The following is an 18,563-nucleotide window of genomic DNA, read 5'->3' as shown; positions in this document are numbered from 1 at the left end:
TTATTATTTATTACAATAAACTTAATTTATAATAAATAACCCAAAACATTTTTATAAAAACACAATTAATTTATAAAAGGAGTACCCAATGACTACCAAATATCCAACCATCATAGTAATACTTCTATTAATTATATCATGTTCAAAATCTGAAAAAACCATAAAAAATGCAGAAGTTCACATTGAAACAAAAATTATAAAAGAAACCGGGAATTACAAAAACAACAATATTTTTCACATCGATGCTAAAATCCCCATTGTATCAGACTTAGAATTTGGACTTGAAGAACTTATAAAAAAATGGAAAATTAACAACGAAACCGACAGATTAGAAAAAATCAAACCAAAAGGAGAGATCCATGAATATTTTTATCAATCTGACTTTGAAATATTCACAAACGAGAACCTTCAAATCACATCAATCCTATACGAACAATACACAATAACAGAACGAGATGCAAACGGCCTTACGACATATCATCCAATTAATCTAAGAGGGAGAGAAAAAATAGAACTTTCAGATGTAATTTCACAAGATCAATTAGACTCTTTGATCCAAGTATTGAGGGAGCAAGTAGAAAAAGAACTTAAAAATTCTAGAGAATTTGATATCCAGATTGATACACGTGGAAAAAGTTTTGAGGAAATTTTTAATCAATATAAATATTACTTTAAAAACAATAATGTGATAGTTTTTTATGACCCTCTCACAATACGCGACCACGCATCTGGAAAAGTTGAATTTACATTCCCAATTGAAAATACTGAAGGCTAGGCAATTAAATTTGCCTAGCCTTGTTTAAATATATAATTCAACGGAGAGGGTGAGATTCGAACTCACGGTAGGCTCACACCTACGACGGTTTTCAAGACCGTAGCATTCAACCACTCTGCCACCTCTCCAAAATCATTGTAAATCTTAATACATTAAAGAAATATCTGTCAAGGCTCAAAATCCACAACGAGAATCCCTACGGAGAGAATGGGATTCGAACCCATGGTCCCCTTTTAAAAGGACAACTTCTTAGCAGGAAGCCCCATTCGGCCACTCTGGCATCTCTCCTTCAATACTCTAATAAATAGTATATTAGAGTATTAATATTGTCAACAAAATAATTCTTGCCCCTAATAATTAATCTTAAAATCCCTATAAGCCTCGACTAAATCCTTAATTTCTTTAATTGAAACATCAATGTTCATTTGTTTAAACTCGTCTGCAAAAATTTTCTTAGCAATATCTACCTCATTATTACTAGCTCTCAGCTCAATATGTTCATCTCTAATTTTCCAAATATATGGAGAAAGTCTAGTGTCATAGTCAAATACAAATACAGGGTCTCTTAAATTTAAAGAATTATCAATAAAAAACAAATATTCTAATGCCCAATTTCCCTTTAAAGCTACTGCAAACTCCTCCAAAAGTTCTTCAATTAAAATATCTTCCCTAGATTCAAGTAAGCCTACAAACTTATAATAAGTATCCGGTTTAAGCTCGCAGAGCTTCTTCATATAAAAATATGCGTCTTCAAGATCACGATTCCTTAAAAAAAATAAAAATGCATAAAAATATACCAACTCCATATCAGGATAATCTAAAACCATTCGATCAATAGATCTTTTAGGAGAAAAATTCAAAAGCTCTATTGTAGCGATATGCATGTTATATATTGTATAAATATTAGGAAAACTTAAAATAGCTTTTACATAAGATTTAGTGGCTTGAGTCATATTTCCTATTTTATGCAAAATAGTTGCTCTATTATGCCAAATATACTTAGAATAATGAAAATCTGTTAAAAACCTCTCAGAAAGCTTAACTGCATTGCTTATCTCTCCAGTAAAGTAAAGATAATACATTAAATAATTAATAATAAGAGAAAGATTAGCATTTGAAAAGCTTGAATCTATTTCTAACGGTTTTACACTCTCAAGTATACAATTATTATTCAAAAGCCAACCATTTAGTTTAACAAGAGCATTATTTTCATCTATATCACCTGCCCTAAGAATCATCTTCATAGACTCATCTTTTCTGTCTAACATCTCAAACAAAATAGCAGCATTATTAACAGCCTGAATAAAACTAGGATTTTGTTCGCTAGCTTTTAAAAAGCAAGTTAAAGAACTTTCATAATCTTTTAATCCAAAATAAAAAACACCAAGATTATAATTTTCAAAATAACTTAATTTATCTGCTCTGCCCTCAAATTTACCATAATTTAAAAGTTTAATTAAAAAACTATACTCACTTAAAATAGGATAAGTATCTAGAACATATAAAAGTGCCTTATAATCCCTACATCTAAAATAAATTAGAGCCTTAAGAGATAGCGAATCAAAGTTATCATCAAAAACATCTAGATTTAAAAGAGCATTCTTAAAATCTCCTTTTTTATAAAGCCCTAAGGCTTTTTCAAAATCAACATTATTCATATTTTTTAAAAATCTCCATAGGTCTTACGGAAATTTCTTTGGAGAAAGAAGTTTCATTTACACTCTTATCTAAATTATAAGAAGCAATGCTAATATAATAAAGTCTTCCATCCTCAAGACCTGTAATTTTAAAAGAAGTTTGGTCACCCACATCAATAGGCGACGTCAAAACACCCCCAGACTTTTCATAATAATTGCCAGGACTAACTCCAACATAAATATAGTAACCTACAATGTTACTATTAATGACAGGAACCCATTCAATAAATATCTCCCCAGATCCTGGAACGGCTTTTGTTATAACAGGCGGGAAAGGTGCAGCCTCAGGGATATAAGTAATCATCATGTTATAAAGAGCTGGGCTGTCTATAGGGTTGCCACTTGGATAAAATTCAACCTTAATTTGAATATATTTAGAAACATTAAATTTAGGAAAGCCATCTTTAGGATCATAATGAATCCAATCTCCTGTCAAATTCTTCTTTATCTCTCCATTATTGTCTGTTCCATAAAACACCTTATTATCTAACCTGTAATAATAAATAATTTCTGTATCTTTTGGCTTCACACTATCAAAATCAAGGGATAAAATTTGAGAATAGTCCTTAGACAACTTGATGGGTTCTGTAATAATGTATCCCTTATCCTTTGAGAAGAAAGCATTACTTACTTCCTCAAAACTTTTATGAATTTCAAAATCTTCAATAGCCCCCGTAAAGTACTGTCCTAATGTAAAATCAATAAAATTGCCAATATTTAATAAATATCCAGCACCCTCTCTCCGGTCAGTAGTAACATACTCTATAGCTTGGGGTCTAGAGTCTATTAAATATTCAAGCAACCCATCTTTCTGCCTATACCGTACAGTGTGCAAATGCCACTCTTTTGGAACAAAATCATCATCACTTTTCATTTTAATTTTAATAGGTTCTCCATTCTCTTTTAAAAATACATTATTAAAGCTCCAAACAAAAGTTCCGCCTTCACTCTCCAATCTAATCGCTTGGTCTAGCCAAGTACCCTTAATATTTCTATATCCATTCCAACTTACAATAATCTCTCCTGTCACAGAAGTAGTCCGATACACCCAAAATTGGATAGTAAAATCAGAAATCACATTACCTGAATAGAAGAAAGCCTTTTTTGTTAATGGCTTAAGCTTAACAATATTTCGACTTGAATAAAAAATTAAAGAATTACCTGAAATATTATGAAAGGAGTTTGAAATTTTTGCATTACTTGAGTCAACAAAATAGTTTAAAGAGGAATCTTGCAGATCACTATTCTCATCTATTTCTAACCTCAAATCAACATTATCAAAATCTAACGTACCTTTGTGTCTATCCAAGTAAATCCCAAGAATACCCCTACTATCTTTTGCAAAACTAATATTATGAGCTTCCTGAATAAACTTAAATCGATCTTTCGCATCAAGAATTAACTTAAGCTCCTGAGAAAAAACATTAGGAATACATAAAAAAAACAACAAACATGTAAAAATCAATCTCATTGCATACCTTTATCTCTTTTAATACAAAAAGAATCAAACATATATAGTAGTTCAATATGATATAATATTATATCACAAAAGCAAAAATGATTATTTCAAGGCAATAATAGAAACAACATGAGAGAATACTTAGCAAGCCTATATAGAAGAGTACTAGAATTTCCAACCACAAGTGGTTGTTACAAGATGTACTCTGAAAGCAACAAAATATTATACATTGGAAAAGCAAAAAACTTAAGAGCAAGAGTAAAAAGCTATTTTTTAGAAAGAGTTGGTCACAGAACAAAAATACTCATGAAAAATGTAGCAAACATAGAAGTAATTGCCACAAATAGCGAATATGAAGCTTTGCTCCTAGAGTGCAACTTAATAAAAGAACATAAACCAGATTATAATATCAAACTAAAAGATGATAAAGGATACCCTATGATAAGAATAACTCGCGAAAAGTATCCAAGAATTTTTAAAACTAGAAAGATAATAAACGATAGAAGTGAATACTTTGGACCATATGTTAATGCAAAAAATCTAGATTTAGTCTTAGATCTTATTAACAAAACATTTAAAACTAGAAAATGCAAAACAAGATCCCACTCTCCCTGTCTTTATTTTCACATGGGACAATGTCTTGGCGTATGTTACAGAGACGATCTTGAAGAAGAATATAAAATAGAAGTAGTAGACAAAATAAGGCACATATTAAATGGGAACATATCTGAGCTTTTAGATGGAATTGAAACAAAAATGCAAGATGCAATTAAAACAGAAGATTTTGAAGCAGCAATAAAGTTAAAAGAAAGTAAAAAATCATTAATAGAAATAAGTCAGGCTCAAATAATTACAAAAACTAATAAACTTAGCACAGATTATGTTTACATCTACAAAACAGACAGCTTAAATGTAATAGTAATATTTAAATACAGAGACGGCAAATTAGTAGAAAAAGACATAAATTTTGACGAAAGCTTATATGAAGAGAATGGGCTAACCGCAGAGTTTTTAACCCTGTACTACACATCTGTAAACATGATAGTACCTGACACAATACATATTTTTCAAAATATTGAAACCGCAAATATTACAAAATTAATAAATGAACTTAAAGGCACAAAAACTACAATCGTTTATGAGGAAACTAAAAGCAATACAAAGATAATGGAAATGGCAATTTCTAATGCAGAAATCTCCTTAAGAGATTATAATAATGAAAAAAATAAAGCACTGGAAAGTTTAAGAATCATTCTTGAAATGCCAAAACTGCCAAAAGCCATTGAAGGATTTGACATTGCCCATCTTAATGGCTATAAAACAGTAGCTTCTTTGGTTACCTTTAAGATGGGAAAACCATTCAAAGATGGCTATAGGGTTTATAAAATAAACTCATTAGGCAATGGCGAGATTGATGATTTTAAGGCAATAAGAGAAGTTACATCAAGGCGATACTCAAAGTTAATTAATGAAAAGTTAGAACTTCCTGACCTAATTTTAATCGACGGAGGAAAAGGCCAGTTAAGTTCTGCTTATTCTATTTTGAAAGGATTAGAAATTGAAAATAAAGTTACTATTTGTGCATTATCAAAAAGGGAAGAAACAATATTTTTACCAAACAAAATGCAAGGTATTATCCTTACAAAAGGACATCCTGCCCTTAGGATATTGCAAAATGTTCGAGATGAAGCTCACAGGCGTGCAAATAGATTTAATAGTAATCTACAAAGAAAGATAAAATTGAATTACAACAAAATAGAAGGAATTGGTGAACAAAAAGCCAAAAATATTTTAAAAACACTTGGAACATACGAAGATATATTGCTTTTAAACGAAAATGAAATAGCTAAAAAGATGAATATTAATATTAATATGGCAAAAAAAATAAAAGAATTTGCAGAAAACAAAAATTTGGAGAATATAGACTCTATAGAGTAAATTTTGTGTTTGTAGATTTTAAATAAAAATTACTAGTCGTAAACTCAGTATTTATCCATTTTTTCACTTAGAGTACTCTTACCATAAATATCTAGAAAATCCTGAAATATCCCAGGTGCTAACTTTAAGAAAAGTTCATCAAACAGCCTATTCCTCTCATACATATCCGATACATCACCTAACAAGTCTATTTTATACTCTCCAGAATCGGATTTTATTAAGCTAAATGTATGTGTAGCTGAAGCATAATCAGACTCATTCAAACTACTTACAACATCGTTTATCACAATAGAAAATAAACTTTTACGCTCATCTTTTAAAAGATTTTTCATGTTTTCTGGATCTATTTTCAATTCTGTAAATTTATTTAAAATTTTTTCCATACCACTATGGAAATCAACATTTTTAATCTCAACATCAAATTTAAATACACCCTCAACGATAGTTTTACTCTTAATCACATATTTCATATGATTGAAAAACAATGGATACAAAATAAAATCATCTCTAGCCTCATCTTTAAGTCCAGAAATTCTTGCAAGCATATCCTTATCCCTATCAATATTAAGAAATCCATAAAATCTCTCAGGATTGTTTTGCAAATCCCTAACCGAATCCAAAAATTCTATTAAAATGGCCTTTGCAGATTCATCATTTGACATACAAGCATTAACAAAACACACTAGTAAAATCAAAACTTGAAATTGATTTTTCACAAAAACCGAAACTCCTTCCTGCTCTCAAAAATCTAATTAACTTAAAACTAATAAGATACTTTAAAAATTATACTTAAATTTAGAGGAAATATTATCAAGAATGGTTTGATTCTGCCTTAATAGAACAAATATCATAAAATATGCTAAATTCAAATGCATATTTTTACCATAAATTCTTGAATACAGATCAAACTTATGCAATATTTTTAAAATAAATTTAATATCAACACCTGAGTAATTTTTAAGCCCTATTTTATAAATTCTCTCTAGTGAGAAAAATATTTTATGCTTCTTAAGCGCATTTGAAAGACTGCCAGAACTTTCATACTCTATTTTTATCTTTAACAGTTTTTTAAATTGCCAACCAAGGCTCATTAAAATACTAATCAAATCTTCTCCTTGCTCTAAAATAGATTTAATCTTTACTAAAGAACTTTCCATATCTCTTTTCAAGATTGACTCAAACAGGGAAAAAGAATTCTCAGGGCGCACAAAGCTAAGCCAAGAATTTACATCATGTTCATTAATAGTTTTATCTTTAATAAGAAGAGATAAGGAATTTATATAAAATTTTAAAATCTTAGTATCTGAATCCAACATGAAAAGCATTAAATTAATGGCCTTGTCTGTAATTTTAGCTCCAAGTTTAAGAAAATTTTTCTTTACGAATGAAAACTTATCAACATCGGATAATTCATAAAAAATTTTCTTAATAAGCTTTAGAGAAGCTTTAGGATCAAAACTGATTGAATTCTCACTTGAAACAAAAATAACAACCTTATTTAAGGCCCTCAAGATTGTGCTATAAATCAACTCCAAATCCTTTTTGTTTTTTAAACTTTCAGCCTCATAAATAATAAAAACTTCCCTCTTAGAAAAAAAAGAATTGGTTAGTAACTGTTCAGCAAGTTCTATCGATGATAACTCTGAGAGGAAAAGTTTTCTCACCATCACATTGTTATGCAAAGCATTTAGCTTACCCAAAATATTATTTAAATAATCTTCTTTTAATCCCTGTTCTCTACCTAAGAGTATATAAACTTCTTGCATGCAAGTAATATTATAATTCAAGTGTCAAATATATTATACTTGAATTATTAGGATGATAAGTATGAGAATTGCTATCTTTACAGATACCTACCTCCCAGAAAAAAACGGAGTAGCAACATCCATTAAGCAAATTAAGGAAGGCTTTGAAAAAAAAGGTCATTCTGTTTATATTTTTTGCCCAGAATGTAAAAAAGCAGATTTAAAAGAAAATAATGTTTACAGATGTTTATCAATTAAACTTAATCAAAAAGTAGATGCTAGAGTGGCATTTCCAAATAAAGTAAAAATAAGAAAGATAATAAAAAATTATAGACCTGACATAATCCATACACATTCGGAATTCACTATGGGAAAAATTGGAAAAAAGATGGCTTTAGAATACAATATCCCAATAGTTCATACAAACCATACCCTATGGGATTATTATCTGCATTATTTAGGAATTTTAAAATACTTCACCAATCCAGACAAAATAATGAAGAAATTTTGCAATCAAATTCATCATTTTATCTATCCATCAATTAAGGCACAGGATAAATATTTTCAACTTGTAAAAAGCTCTGACTACAAGATAATTCCAAATGGAGTTGATAGAGAACTTTTCATAAAACATCTAAGTAGAGAAAAGCGAGAAGAAATCTTAAGTAAGCATAGTATAAATAAAGACGATAAAATCATAATATTTGTTGGAAGAATCAATAAAGAAAAAAATATACACTTACTAATAGAGCATTTAACACCTTTTTTGATTGAGAACAAAAGTTATAAACTACTTCTTATAGGAAAAGGGAGAGAAGAAAAAAGAGTAAGGCGCTTCATCAAACAATATGGTCTTGGAAAACAAATAATACTCATTGGAGCAGTTCCATGGGAAGAAATGTATTACTATTACAGAATCTCTGATGTCTTTGCCAGTATATCAAGGAGCGAGGTATATCCAATGACAGTAATTGAAGCTTTAACTGCTGGAATCCCCGCAGTACTCATTAACGATCCGATATATAAAGATGTAATCGTTCAAGGAAAAAATGGATTCTTAATAGACAATTATGAGGATATATACAAGTACATCCAAAAAATAATAGGAAATGAGAAAGAATTACAAACTTTTAAAAGATACACGCAAGAAACCTCTATTACTTTTTCAAGCTCATTCTTCATAGAAAAAATTGAAGCGTATTATTCTGAAATCATTAAGAATCAAAGCCATTAACACAATTTGTTAAAATCCACAATATGAATAGGGAATTTTATCCCCATATCAACTAAAACAACTTTAATATTTTCTGCTATGTAATACCGGAAATCCCAAAAAAACTCAGTATTTACAAAACACCTTACTTGCATGATTATATAATAAGGAGTATATGCTTCGACAACAATACTAGGATTATCAACACCGTATTCCTTATTAACGGAGAATACCAAGTTTTCTAACCTGATTTTAAGCAAATTAATGTCTGTATCATAAGGTACTTGAAAGTTAAAGGAGATTCTTCTCTTAGAACTTGCAGAAAAATTAGTAACTGCAGTGCTTGTCAACTTACCATTTGGAACCTTAACAAGCTTACCATCTACAGTCTTAAGTGTAGTAAAAAATATCTGAACATCCTCTACTTGACCCTCAATATCATCACATTTAATGTAATCGCCGCTTTTAAAAAAATTAGAGTTTAGCACAATAAATCCACTAACAAAATTAGATAAAATCCCTTGCGCAGCTAGTCCAATTGCAAGACCTAAAGATCCAAATACAGCAACAATAGACGTTATAGGAACACCAAGATAAGGTAAAATCATTAAAATTAAAATCATATCTGCCATCACTCGAAATAATGACTTAAAAAAATTAAAAATAGTAGAATCTAATTTTGTCTCCAACTTTGATTTTTCCAAAGTGATCTTACTTAACTTCTTAATGAAAAACCTTAAAATATACCATATTGCCAACGCAATAAGAATTTTTAACCCATAACTTATTGTCGTTTCAAGGATTTTATTAAAATAATTCTGAAATACAGATATCTCTTTAAATACATTTGATGTACTTGGTTTTTCACTCATAAATTACTAAATTATAGCATAATAAATAACATAAAAATAAAATCTATAATTAAAGCAAAATTTATGCAATAAATTACAATACTTATTGTAATTTCATCTAAGCCATCTATTTTTCTTAAAGCTTTAAAATAGCTAAATGTAGTACAATATCTTAGTTGCATAAAATACTTAACCATAATAAAACATTTCATCCCCTACTATGATACAATAAAGTTTAACATTCATATTCTGTAATATGTCAGACAAGGAATACATGAATAAAACAAAAGAAGAACCATATGAACTATTAAAATTATTCTTACTTGTATTAAAAATAACAACATTCACAATTGGTGGAGGATTATTAATAATATCTGAACTTAAAAAAATAATCGTCACTCAAAGAAAGTTAATATCTGAAGCAAACTTCAATGAAATACTTGCTACATCAAATGTAATTCCTGGTGTAACGGCAATCAACTTTGCATTCTTAATTGGCAAAAAACTTAAAGGATTTAAAGGTGCAATTCTATTAACTATTGCTGGAATTCTACCCTCCCTAATTGTAATCACAATAATAGCACTCTACATAAACTTAGACTCAAGAAATATTTACTTTAAAAAATTCTTAGAAGGTGCAAAAATATCATCAACGATGATGTTATCAATGATTGTACTTGAATTTTCAAAAAAAATGCTCAAAAATTCAATAGCAAACTGGCTAATATGTTTATCAGTGACATATGTACTATATAAGTTCCATACCGATTTAGCGTATATCCTGTTAATATTTTTACTAGTATATTTTACAAAATATACAGTAAAAACAAAATTTTTTAAAAAAAAGGTACAAATTTGATTCTGATAAATTTATTCATTACATTCTTTAAAATAGGCATTCTCAATTTTGGCGGGGGAAACGGAATTACAACAATAATCAATAAAGAAATAATCGCTAATAAACAGTGGATAACAAAGGAAGAATTTATTCATATTATTACAATATCTAGAATTACCCCCGGTCCCATTGCTACCAATATAGCAACATATGTTGGCACAAAAGTCGCTGGCGTTACTGGCGCAGTAACTGCTACAATAGCCCTCATAACTGCACCAACATTAATTATCACTCTTATAACACTAGCGATACACAAAATAAACTTCTTAAAGTACTATCTTGGAAGTTTAAGACCCGTAATTATAGCATTGTGGATAATTACTATAATTACCTTACTTGAAAGCATATTCCTAAAAATAAGCACTAGTAATGTAGAACTTTTAAAAAGCTTTGCACTTGCAGGCCTCAATTTATTTATTCTATTAATTTATAAAAAAATCAATCCAGCAATGCTAATAATATCTAGTGGAATACTATATATTATTATGTAGGGATGATTAAACAAACTTTAAAACTAAAACAGAAACTACATATGACTCAAATAAATACAATAAAAATGTTGAGTCTGGACAAAAAAGAATTGATAAACATCATATTAGACGAAGTTGAAAATAATGAATATCTTCAAGTAGACTCAAATAAAATATTTTTTGAAACACTAAAAACTCATAAATTTAGAAAATTCTTTTATAAAGAAGAAGATAAAAACAAAACTCAATACGAGATTGTACTAGAGAAAGCATCTCTTAAACCTTCTCTTAAAGAGCATCTTTTATTGCAACTAAGAATCCAAAGATTGAATGAAAATGAGCTTAAAATAGGTGAAATCATAATAAACAATCTAAACAATAAAGGATTTCATATAATCAATCCTTATGATTTTTTCAAAAAAGAAGATTGGCCTCAAGTAACTAAAATGATTAAACTAATTCAAAAATTTGATCCAATAGGAATTTGCGTATCCAATATAATAGAATCATTAATTCTGCAAGCAAAATATCATCAATTAGACAACAATGTAATTAAAATTCTTGAAAGAGTAGACCTACTTGAAAATACTCCAGAAAAGCTAAAAGAAGAACTTAAAATCAGAACTCAAGACTTCAATCAAGCTCTTGAAACCATTAGGTTTAAGCTTAATCCCAATCCCACAGTTGATTTTAAAGACATAGAAGATACAAATCACTATATCGAACCGGACATCATTGTCGTAAATAAAGACAATAAATTGAAGATAACAATTAAAGAAATAAATATTTTTAAAAAAGAATTAAAAAAACAAGAAGTCAAAGATTTGAAAACATATAAACAAGCAAGATGGTTAATTGAATCTTTAAGATACAGAGACGAGGTACTAGCTAAAATAGGAATAGCCATATATACATTGCAAAAGGAATTCTTACGAAGAGGCTTTAAAAGTTTAAGACCAATGAAATTGGCTGATATAGCTGAAAGAATCAACCTATCCCAATCAACAATATCAAGAACAATCAAAAATAAGTACTTAAAATTCGATGGAGGCATAATCCCAGTTAGAAAACTATTTAATTCAACTGGCGGTTCAAAAACAAATGAATTTTCAAAATTAAGTATTAAATTAGTAATAAAAGGATTATTAGACAAAAATGAAAAGATGCCGGATAATCAAATTTCTGCTATACTGAAATCTAAGGGAATCTCTATCGCAAGAAGAACTGTAAACAAATATAGAAATGAATTAAAACTTGAGGGGGAAGGTTATGGTACCTAAAATACAAGCTATTAATTATCATTTAAGTAGCACTACAGAAGATTTTATCTTAAAAAAATTACAAAAAATTGGGACACACATAAAACAAAACTCGGAAAGTTTAAAAATTACAATCAAAAAAGAAAATGATACTTTCGATATAGATGGTCACCTTCACTTTAACTGGGGTAAAATAATACATATTAAAGAAAAAGGCAAAGAATTACATTCTTTAGTAGAAAGCTTAGTAGAAAGGCTTCAAAATACAGCAAACAAAGAGAAAGGCAAAAAAGAAAATAATAAGTAACATGAATGCAAACAATAGCAATTGAGATAACCAACAAAGCAGGTATTCATTCAAGACCATCTACCATGATTTCAGAACTTGCAAGCAAGTATCCTTTCTGCAATATAAAATTAGTCACAGAAGACGGCAGAGAAGCTGACGCTAAATCTACAGTTGAAATCATCATACTTGGAGTGATATATAGAGAAAAAATAACAATCATCGCAAATGGAAAAGAAGAAAATGAAATAATCGACAAACTGTCAAAACTCTTGAAATCAAACTTTAAAGAAGAGATTAAATAATGAACAAAATAATTTTGCACACAATATTATTCATAATTAATCCTATGCTTTCTTTTGGAATAATAGACCATGTAAAAGATGTGAGTCACAACGTTGAAGCTAAAATGTCCTCTTTTATAATGTGTTTAGCGATTATTGTAATCTCAGCTAGTTTTCTCGGTAACATATTTGGAAAATTAGGAATCCCAAAAGTAATAGGACAAATAACAACGGGAATTATCTTAAGTCCAACATTTCTTGGAAAGATTAAAATTCCTTTATTATTTCCACTAGGAATTACTAGTGTTGGAGATAATTACCTAATAAATGAAGAAATATTTTCAATATCAACAATAGCTTCAATCATTTTACTATTTATAGCGGGTCTTGAAACTGATCTAAAATTATTTCTCAAATTCTTGCCACGCGGAGGACTAATAGGGATAACGGAGGTAATTGGCACTTTTGCAAGCTTTGCACTAATATCTACTATTCTGTTTGACGTACAACTAATTAGCCCCACATCTCTTTTCATAGGAATAATTGGAACACCTACTTCTGCAGGAATTGCTGCAAGCATACTCTCAGCTAAGAAAAAAATGAGTACTTCAGAAGGAGTCACAATAATATCTACTTCAATAATTGATGATGTCCTCTCAATGATGATGTTAACGAGTGTAATAACAATATCAAGGTCAATAGCAGATCTCAACATTGCAAGCTCAATTACAGCTACAGTTCAGAACATACTAATTTGGCTTTGTCTAACATTCATATTAATCTTATTGTCAGAACCAATCTCAAAGTTACTCAAAAAGCTCAATAGTGTCACTCTAGCAACTGTAATAACCATTGCTTTAACCCTTATTGTTTCAAGCTTTTTCCAAAATCTAGGAATGTCATTTGTAATTGGTGCTTATGTATTTGGCCTTGCTATGTCAAAAACAGACATTGTATATGTAATTCAAGATAAATTAACAATATTTGAAAGGTTTTTTATCCCAGTATTTTTTACATCAATAGGTCTTATGGCTGACATTAATGAAATATTATCAAAAGAAGTCTTAATATTAGGTGCTCTGCTTAGTTTCATAGCAATCGCAACAAAAGTTATATTTTGCTTTATTCCATCATGCTTCTTAGGATTTAACTCGCTAGGTGCACTAAGAATAGCTTTTGGAATGGTTCCAAGAGGTGAAATATCATTAATTATTGCAAACGTAGCACTTTCTTCCGAATTTATCAGTCAAAAAATATTTGGGATAATAATAATAATGGTCTTCTTACCAACAATAATTACAACTCCAATAATAAACTTCTTATTTAAAATCAATAAAAATGGTTTAAGGAAAGAACTTGCAACAGAACAAAATACTCAAATCACAGTATCATTTAAATATGATAACCTAGCAAAAATACTTGTATGGGATTTGAAAAATGAACTCCGGAAAGACGGATTTTTTACTCAACAAGTAAAAAATGACTTTTCACAATACATCAATGCAAGACGAAATGATGTTTCTTTATCAATAAAGAGAGAAGGAAGCACAATTACATTTGAATGCCCAAATAGGCATCTAATAATCATGCAAGATTTATTTAGAGAAACCATTCTACATTTAGAGAGAATAACTGAAGAAGTTAAAAATGTCTCTTTGAACGCAAAAAAGTTAGCCTACTCAATCAATTATGACAAAATACTCAGCAACATTAATTTAAATAAAAGAATAAACCCGGAAAACATTATCTTAGAATTAAAATCAACAAATAAGATCGAAGTTTTAAGAGAACTATTGAGTGTAATTAAAATTGAAATTGACAAAGAAATAATACTACAAGATTTAATGGCAAGGGAAAAACTCATAACTACAGCACTAAAGGAGGGATTTGCAATCCCTCATTTGAAGACTAACTTAATCACAAAAATGCATATTGCTATTGGAGTAAGTCATAATGGAGTAGATTTTAATGCTCTTGACAAAAATTTAAGTCATATATTTATATTAATATTATATCCAGAAAAAGATTATGTTAAGTATCCGCGCATTTTAGCATCTATTGTGGGAAAAGTTGACTTAAATAAACAGGCGATGCTTAAGGCTAAAACTGATAAAGAAATTTATAATATAATAGTAGGGTAAATTATGTTCAAGATTATTAGATGTAATCAATTAAACGATAAACTTGTAGATCAAAGAGTAGAAATAAATTCTTGGGTCAAAAAAATCAGGCATCATGGAAAAGTTACTTTTATTAACATTAGAGACAGATATGATGAGGCACAAGTACTTGTAAATGATGAAAACCTTATAAAGATAGTATCGCAAATAAAAATGGAGTACTGCATTAAGGTTCAAGGAAAATTAAAGCTAAGACCTTTGGAACTTTTAAATAAAGAAATGAGTACAGGAGCCTTTGAAATATTGGCAGAAAATATAGAAATAATTTCAAAATGTAATGAACTGCCCTTCATGATTGAAGACAATAATAATGCAAGCGACAATACCAAGCTTGAGTATAGATATCTAGATTTAAGGCGTGAAGAACAAAAACAAAAAATAGTGCTACGAAGCAAGGTAATACATATAATTAGGAACTTCTTAGTAAAGAAAGATTTCCTAGAATTAGAAACTCCAACATTTGTAAAATCAACGCCAGAAGGTGCAAGGGATTTTCTAGTTCCATCAAGAATACATAAAGGTCAATTTTATGCACTCCCACAATCACCACAAATTTATAAACAACTGACAATGATAGCAGGCCTAGATAAATATTTCCAAATAGCTAGATGCTACAGAGATGAAGACTCAAGAGGTGATCGACAACCGGAATTCACACAACTTGACCTTGAGATGAGTTTTATAAAGAAGCAAAATATCTTTAAATTAATGGAAATCCTAATGTGTAGTATTTTTCATACTACACTAAATATTAAGCTTCCCAAAAAATTCAAAAGAATTTCTTATAAGCATGCAATGAATACATATGGAAGCGATAAACCAGACACTCGGTATGAATTATTAATACAAGATATGAGTCAACATTTTAAGCGATCTTCATTTAATGTATTCAGAGAGGTACTAAAGAGCAAGGGCGCCATAAAAGCACTAATAATAAAAAATGAAGCTCATAATTTTTCAAGAGGCAAGATTAACGGTTTAGAAGAGCATGCTAGACTTTACAAGGCCTGTGGTTTTTATTTTTCAAAAATAGAGAATAACGAATTTACAGGAGGAATTGCCAAATTCTTAACTGAAATAAAACAAACTCTAATTGAAACTTATTCACTAGAAAATAACGATATAATATTCTTTATAGCTGGCTCATGGGAAACTACTTGCAAAGCCATGGGACAAGTTAGAATTAAGATTGCAACTGAACTCAATCTAATAAACAAGAATGTATTTGAGTTTTTATGGGTTGATGATTTTCCTATGTTTGAGTACGATGAGGAAGCCAAAAGCTATAAAGCAACTCATCATATTTTTTCACTTCCTCAACAAAAATATATTAATACTCTAGAAAATAATCCAAGTAAAGTTTTAGGTGAAGTTTATGATCTTGTATTAAATGGAATGGAACTTGGTTCAGGATCAATCAGGGTGCACACAAGAGAACTTCAACAAAGAATTTTTAATGTAGTAGGATTTAAAGATACAATAGCAGAAGAGAGATTTGGATTCTTTTTAAAAGCATTAGAATATGGAGCCCCTATTCATGGTGGAATTGCAATTGGAATTGATCGACTCCTAATGTTAATGACAAATTCAAGTTCAATAAAAGATGTAATACTTTTTCCAAAAAACTCATTTGCAGCTAGTCCTCTTGATAATTCTCCCTCTAAGATTTTAAATAAACAACTAAGAGAATTAAATTTAATGATTAAAGATCAATAAAAGTAAGGATGCCATTGGCATCCTTACTTAGACTTTTTAAAATCTATTCAATTGCAATCTTTTTCTCTTGAGCCTTCTCAACAACTTCTCCTTTTTTAGCAAGATTAATAGTCAACACCCCATCTTTTAGTTCTGATCTGATTTTATTCTGATCAATATTTCCAGACAACCTAAAACTTCTTGAAAAGGAGATATCCCTTCTCTCAACTCTTAAGTATTTATCTGTTTGCTCTTCCGTTCCATCCTTGCTCTCATAACTTATTGTCAAGTAATCATTTTTAAGAGAAATTGATACATCTTCCTTTTTTATTCCTGGCAAATAAGCCTCAAGAGTGAATGAATCACCTTCATCCTTAATGTTAACTGGGACATCTTGAATTCCCTTAGGACTCATGAAGTCAAAGTCATCATTCAAAAAATCAAGAAAACTTTTTTTATAATTGGTTAACCACATATAAACCTCCTCTTTTACTAACTTGTACATAAACTTATGCAAAAACCATACCAAATATCTAATTTATATATTAAAGCAAAAATGACAAAAAATACAACAACATAAGAATAGATTGCACATTACGTATAATAAAAAGTCCATTTATGTGTATTTATTGCACATAAACAAAAAAAGTCGCCTATAAGACGACTAAAATTAAAATTGCACTTATTTCAATTTCTATTAATATTATTAAGGTTTTGACAAGCAAGTTTTACACGCTCTTTCATGGCAATCTCAGATTCCCTAAGCCATACTCTTGGATCATAATACTTTTTATTCGGGATATCCAAATCCTTACCATCTCCCAATTGTCCCTGTAATCTATTTTCATTCTTCTTATAATAATTCAATACACCTTCCCAAGCAGCCCACTGAGTATCTGTATCAATATTCATCTTAACAACTCCATAAGAAAGTGCTTCGTGAATCTCTTCTATCGTAGACCCAGAACCTCCATGGAATACATATGAAACAGGCTTTGGATGATTTGAACTCGTCTTTGCTATAACATAAGTCTGACCATCTCTTAATACCTTAGGTGTAAGTTGAACATTTCCAGGCTTATAAACCCCATGAACATTCCCAAAAGCTGCAGCAATTTGAAAATTAGGACTAACTTTCATAAGCTCAGAATATCCATAGTAAATATCTTCAGGAGTTGAAAATAGCTCATGTTGTGCCTTATCCGAATTATCAACACCGTCTTCCTCACCACCAGTAATTCCAAGCTCAATCTCTAAAAACATTTCCATATTGGCCATTTGCTCTAAAAATTTTTTTGATATCTTAATATTTTCTTCAATTGTCTCTTCAGATAAATCCAACATATGTGAAGAGAACAGAGGTTTTCTATGATCCTTATAGTATTTCTCACCGTACTCCAAGAGTCCCTCAACCCAAGGAATTAATTTTTTTGCACAATGATCTGTGTGCAAAACAACAGGAACACCGTAATACTCAGCCATCAAGTGAACATGCATAGCACCAGATACAGCCCCAAGTACAGAAGTTCCCTGAGGTTTATCAACCTTCAGCCCTTTACCACAAACAAAAGCAGAACCACTATTTGAAAACTGTATCATGATAGGAGAATTTACTTCCTTAGCGGCTTCTAAAACAGCATTAATTGAATTTGTACCTATGCAATTGATTGCAGGAATCGCAAATCCTTCACTCTTACATATTTCATATAAAGTATGCAAGTCTTTACCATAAACTACACCAGGCTTAATTTTATCTAATACACCCACCTAAAATCCCTCCTTTCTTATTCCTTTAACATATATCTTATTATAC

17 protein-coding genes and 2 tRNA genes are annotated in these 18,563 nt (G+C 29.8%); 10 read left to right on the top strand and 9 right to left on the bottom strand.

Annotated elements, in window-relative coordinates:
* The first annotated feature begins 88 nt into the window (after window positions 1–88).
* Entirely contained in the window at window positions 89–775 is a 687-nt protein-coding gene (locus CR532_RS02400) for an RsiV family protein (protein ID WP_108729232.1), read from the top strand.
* A 41-nt stretch (window positions 776–816) separates the two neighbouring features.
* On the opposite strand, the gene CR532_RS02395 is transcribed toward CR532_RS02400, so the two are convergent.
* The 4 genes from CR532_RS02395 to CR532_RS02380 form a co-directional block, all read right to left on the bottom strand.
* Window positions 817–903, bottom strand: a tRNA-Ser gene (locus CR532_RS02395).
* Between the two features lie 71 nt (window positions 904–974).
* A tRNA-Ser gene (locus tag CR532_RS02390) sits at window positions 975–1,063 on the bottom strand.
* A 62-nt stretch (window positions 1,064–1,125) separates the two neighbouring features.
* Window positions 1,126–2,433, bottom strand: coding sequence for a tetratricopeptide repeat protein (locus tag CR532_RS02385; protein WP_108729231.1), 1,308 nt, complete (start codon window positions 2,431–2,433; stop codon window positions 1,126–1,128).
* Window positions 2,426–3,943: a fibronectin type III domain-containing protein gene (locus CR532_RS02380; RefSeq protein WP_108729230.1), complete on the bottom strand. Its 1,518-nt coding sequence runs from the start codon at window positions 3,941–3,943 to the stop codon at window positions 2,426–2,428. Before CR532_RS02380 ends, CR532_RS02385 begins: the two co-directional genes overlap by 8 nt.
* A gap of 117 nt (window positions 3,944–4,060) precedes the next feature.
* On the opposite strand from CR532_RS02380, the gene uvrC reads away from it, so the two are divergent.
* Complete coding sequence (gene uvrC / locus CR532_RS02375) at window positions 4,061–5,869, top strand: excinuclease ABC subunit UvrC (RefSeq protein WP_108729229.1); 1,809 nt, start codon at window positions 4,061–4,063, stop codon at window positions 5,867–5,869.
* Window positions 5,870–5,913: 44 nt separating this feature from the next.
* Here uvrC and CR532_RS02370 read toward each other — a convergent pair whose 3' ends face one another.
* Window positions 5,914–6,585 (bottom strand): hypothetical protein, encoded by a 672-nt coding sequence (locus CR532_RS02370; RefSeq protein WP_199911304.1) that lies wholly within the window; start codon window positions 6,583–6,585, stop codon window positions 5,914–5,916.
* Between the two features lie 60 nt (window positions 6,586–6,645).
* Window positions 6,646–7,635 (bottom strand): DNA polymerase III subunit delta, encoded by a 990-nt coding sequence (holA, locus tag CR532_RS02365; RefSeq protein WP_108729228.1) that lies wholly within the window; start codon window positions 7,633–7,635, stop codon window positions 6,646–6,648.
* A gap of 61 nt (window positions 7,636–7,696) precedes the next feature.
* Between holA and CR532_RS02360 the strand changes: the two genes are divergently transcribed.
* Window positions 7,697–8,848 (top strand): glycosyltransferase, encoded by a 1,152-nt coding sequence (locus CR532_RS02360; protein WP_108729227.1) that lies wholly within the window; start codon window positions 7,697–7,699, stop codon window positions 8,846–8,848.
* On the opposite strand, the gene CR532_RS02355 is transcribed toward CR532_RS02360, so the two are convergent.
* Window positions 8,845–9,699, bottom strand: coding sequence for a mechanosensitive ion channel family protein (locus tag CR532_RS02355; protein ID WP_108729226.1), 855 nt, complete (start codon window positions 9,697–9,699; stop codon window positions 8,845–8,847). The two genes, CR532_RS02360 and CR532_RS02355, sit on opposite strands and share 4 nt — an antisense overlap.
* A gap of 253 nt (window positions 9,700–9,952) precedes the next feature.
* On the opposite strand from CR532_RS02355, the gene CR532_RS02350 reads away from it, so the two are divergent.
* The 7 genes from CR532_RS02350 to aspS are packed head-to-tail and all read left to right on the top strand — an operon-like array spanning window position 9,953 to window position 16,771.
* Window positions 9,953–10,537, top strand: a complete 585-nt coding sequence (locus CR532_RS02350) for a chromate transporter (protein ID WP_108729225.1) — start codon at window positions 9,953–9,955, stop codon at window positions 10,535–10,537.
* Complete coding sequence (locus CR532_RS02345; RefSeq protein WP_108729224.1) at window positions 10,534–11,067, top strand: chromate transporter; 534 nt, start codon at window positions 10,534–10,536, stop codon at window positions 11,065–11,067. Before CR532_RS02350 ends, CR532_RS02345 begins: the two co-directional genes overlap by 4 nt.
* A 2-nt stretch (window positions 11,068–11,069) precedes the next feature.
* The gene (rpoN, locus tag CR532_RS02340; protein WP_108729223.1) at window positions 11,070–12,326 is read left to right on the top strand and encodes an RNA polymerase factor sigma-54; all 1,257 of its coding nucleotides are present in this window, start codon (window positions 11,070–11,072) and stop codon (window positions 12,324–12,326) included.
* Complete coding sequence (locus tag CR532_RS02335; protein WP_199911303.1) at window positions 12,316–12,612, top strand: HPF/RaiA family ribosome-associated protein; 297 nt, start codon at window positions 12,316–12,318, stop codon at window positions 12,610–12,612. The genes rpoN and CR532_RS02335 overlap by 11 nt, the downstream gene beginning before the upstream one ends.
* 5 nt (window positions 12,613–12,617) lie before the next feature.
* Window positions 12,618–12,896, top strand: coding sequence for an HPr family phosphocarrier protein (locus CR532_RS02330; protein ID WP_108729221.1), 279 nt, complete (start codon window positions 12,618–12,620; stop codon window positions 12,894–12,896).
* 44 nt (window positions 12,897–12,940) lie between these two features.
* Entirely contained in the window at window positions 12,941–15,016 is a 2,076-nt protein-coding gene (locus CR532_RS02325; RefSeq protein WP_234416435.1) for a cation:proton antiporter domain-containing protein, read from the top strand.
* Between the two features lie 3 nt (window positions 15,017–15,019).
* The gene (aspS, locus tag CR532_RS02320; protein ID WP_108729219.1) at window positions 15,020–16,771 is read left to right on the top strand and encodes an aspartate--tRNA ligase; all 1,752 of its coding nucleotides are present in this window, start codon (window positions 15,020–15,022) and stop codon (window positions 16,769–16,771) included.
* A gap of 43 nt (window positions 16,772–16,814) precedes the next feature.
* On the opposite strand, the gene CR532_RS02315 is transcribed toward aspS, so the two are convergent.
* Both CR532_RS02315 and fbaA read right to left on the bottom strand, forming a co-directional pair.
* A complete protein-coding gene (locus CR532_RS02315) occupies window positions 16,815–17,225 on the bottom strand; it encodes an Hsp20/alpha crystallin family protein (RefSeq protein ID WP_108729218.1) in 411 nt (136 codons plus the stop codon).
* A 212-nt stretch (window positions 17,226–17,437) separates the two neighbouring features.
* On the bottom strand, window positions 17,438–18,517 hold the full coding sequence (gene fbaA, locus CR532_RS02310) for a class II fructose-bisphosphate aldolase (protein ID WP_108729217.1): 1,080 nt from the start codon (window positions 18,515–18,517) through the stop codon (window positions 17,438–17,440).
* Between the last annotated feature and the right edge of the window lie 46 nt (window positions 18,518–18,563).

It is taken from the genome of Candidatus Borreliella tachyglossi, from assembly GCF_003076595.1.
In the GTDB taxonomy this organism is placed as follows: Bacteria; Spirochaetota; Spirochaetia; order Borreliales; family Borreliaceae; genus Borrelia; species Borrelia tachyglossi.
Note: the sequence above shows the minus strand (reverse complement) of the source record. Positions and strands in the feature narration are given on the sequence as shown.

Bases quoted from the DNA above. Each gene is read 5' to 3' on its own strand.
- CR532_RS02400 (WP_108729232.1), top strand. From the start codon at position 89: ATGACTACCAAATATCCAACCATCATAGTAATACTTCTATTAATTATA.
- CR532_RS02385 (WP_108729231.1), bottom strand. From the start codon at position 2,433: ATGAATAATGTTGATTTTGAAAAAGCCTTAGGGCTTTATAAAAAAGGA.
- CR532_RS02380 (WP_108729230.1), bottom strand. From the start codon at position 3,943: ATGAGATTGATTTTTACATGTTTGTTGTTTTTTTTATGTATTCCTAAT.
- uvrC (WP_108729229.1), top strand. From the start codon at position 4,061: ATGAGAGAATACTTAGCAAGCCTATATAGAAGAGTACTAGAATTTCCA.
- holA (WP_108729228.1), bottom strand. From the start codon at position 7,635: ATGCAAGAAGTTTATATACTCTTAGGTAGAGAACAGGGATTAAAAGAA.
- CR532_RS02360 (WP_108729227.1), top strand. From the start codon at position 7,697: ATGAGAATTGCTATCTTTACAGATACCTACCTCCCAGAAAAAAACGGA.
- CR532_RS02355 (WP_108729226.1), bottom strand. From the start codon at position 9,699: ATGAGTGAAAAACCAAGTACATCAAATGTATTTAAAGAGATATCTGTA.
- CR532_RS02350 (WP_108729225.1), top strand. From the start codon at position 9,953: ATGAATAAAACAAAAGAAGAACCATATGAACTATTAAAATTATTCTTA.
- rpoN (WP_108729223.1), top strand. From the start codon at position 11,070: ATGATTAAACAAACTTTAAAACTAAAACAGAAACTACATATGACTCAA.
- CR532_RS02335 (WP_199911303.1), top strand. From the start codon at position 12,316: ATGGTACCTAAAATACAAGCTATTAATTATCATTTAAGTAGCACTACA.
- CR532_RS02330 (WP_108729221.1), top strand. From the start codon at position 12,618: ATGCAAACAATAGCAATTGAGATAACCAACAAAGCAGGTATTCATTCA.
- CR532_RS02325 (WP_234416435.1), top strand. From the start codon at position 12,941: ATGCTTTCTTTTGGAATAATAGACCATGTAAAAGATGTGAGTCACAAC.
- aspS (WP_108729219.1), top strand. From the start codon at position 15,020: ATGTTCAAGATTATTAGATGTAATCAATTAAACGATAAACTTGTAGAT.
- CR532_RS02315 (WP_108729218.1), bottom strand. From the start codon at position 17,225: ATGTGGTTAACCAATTATAAAAAAAGTTTTCTTGATTTTTTGAATGAT.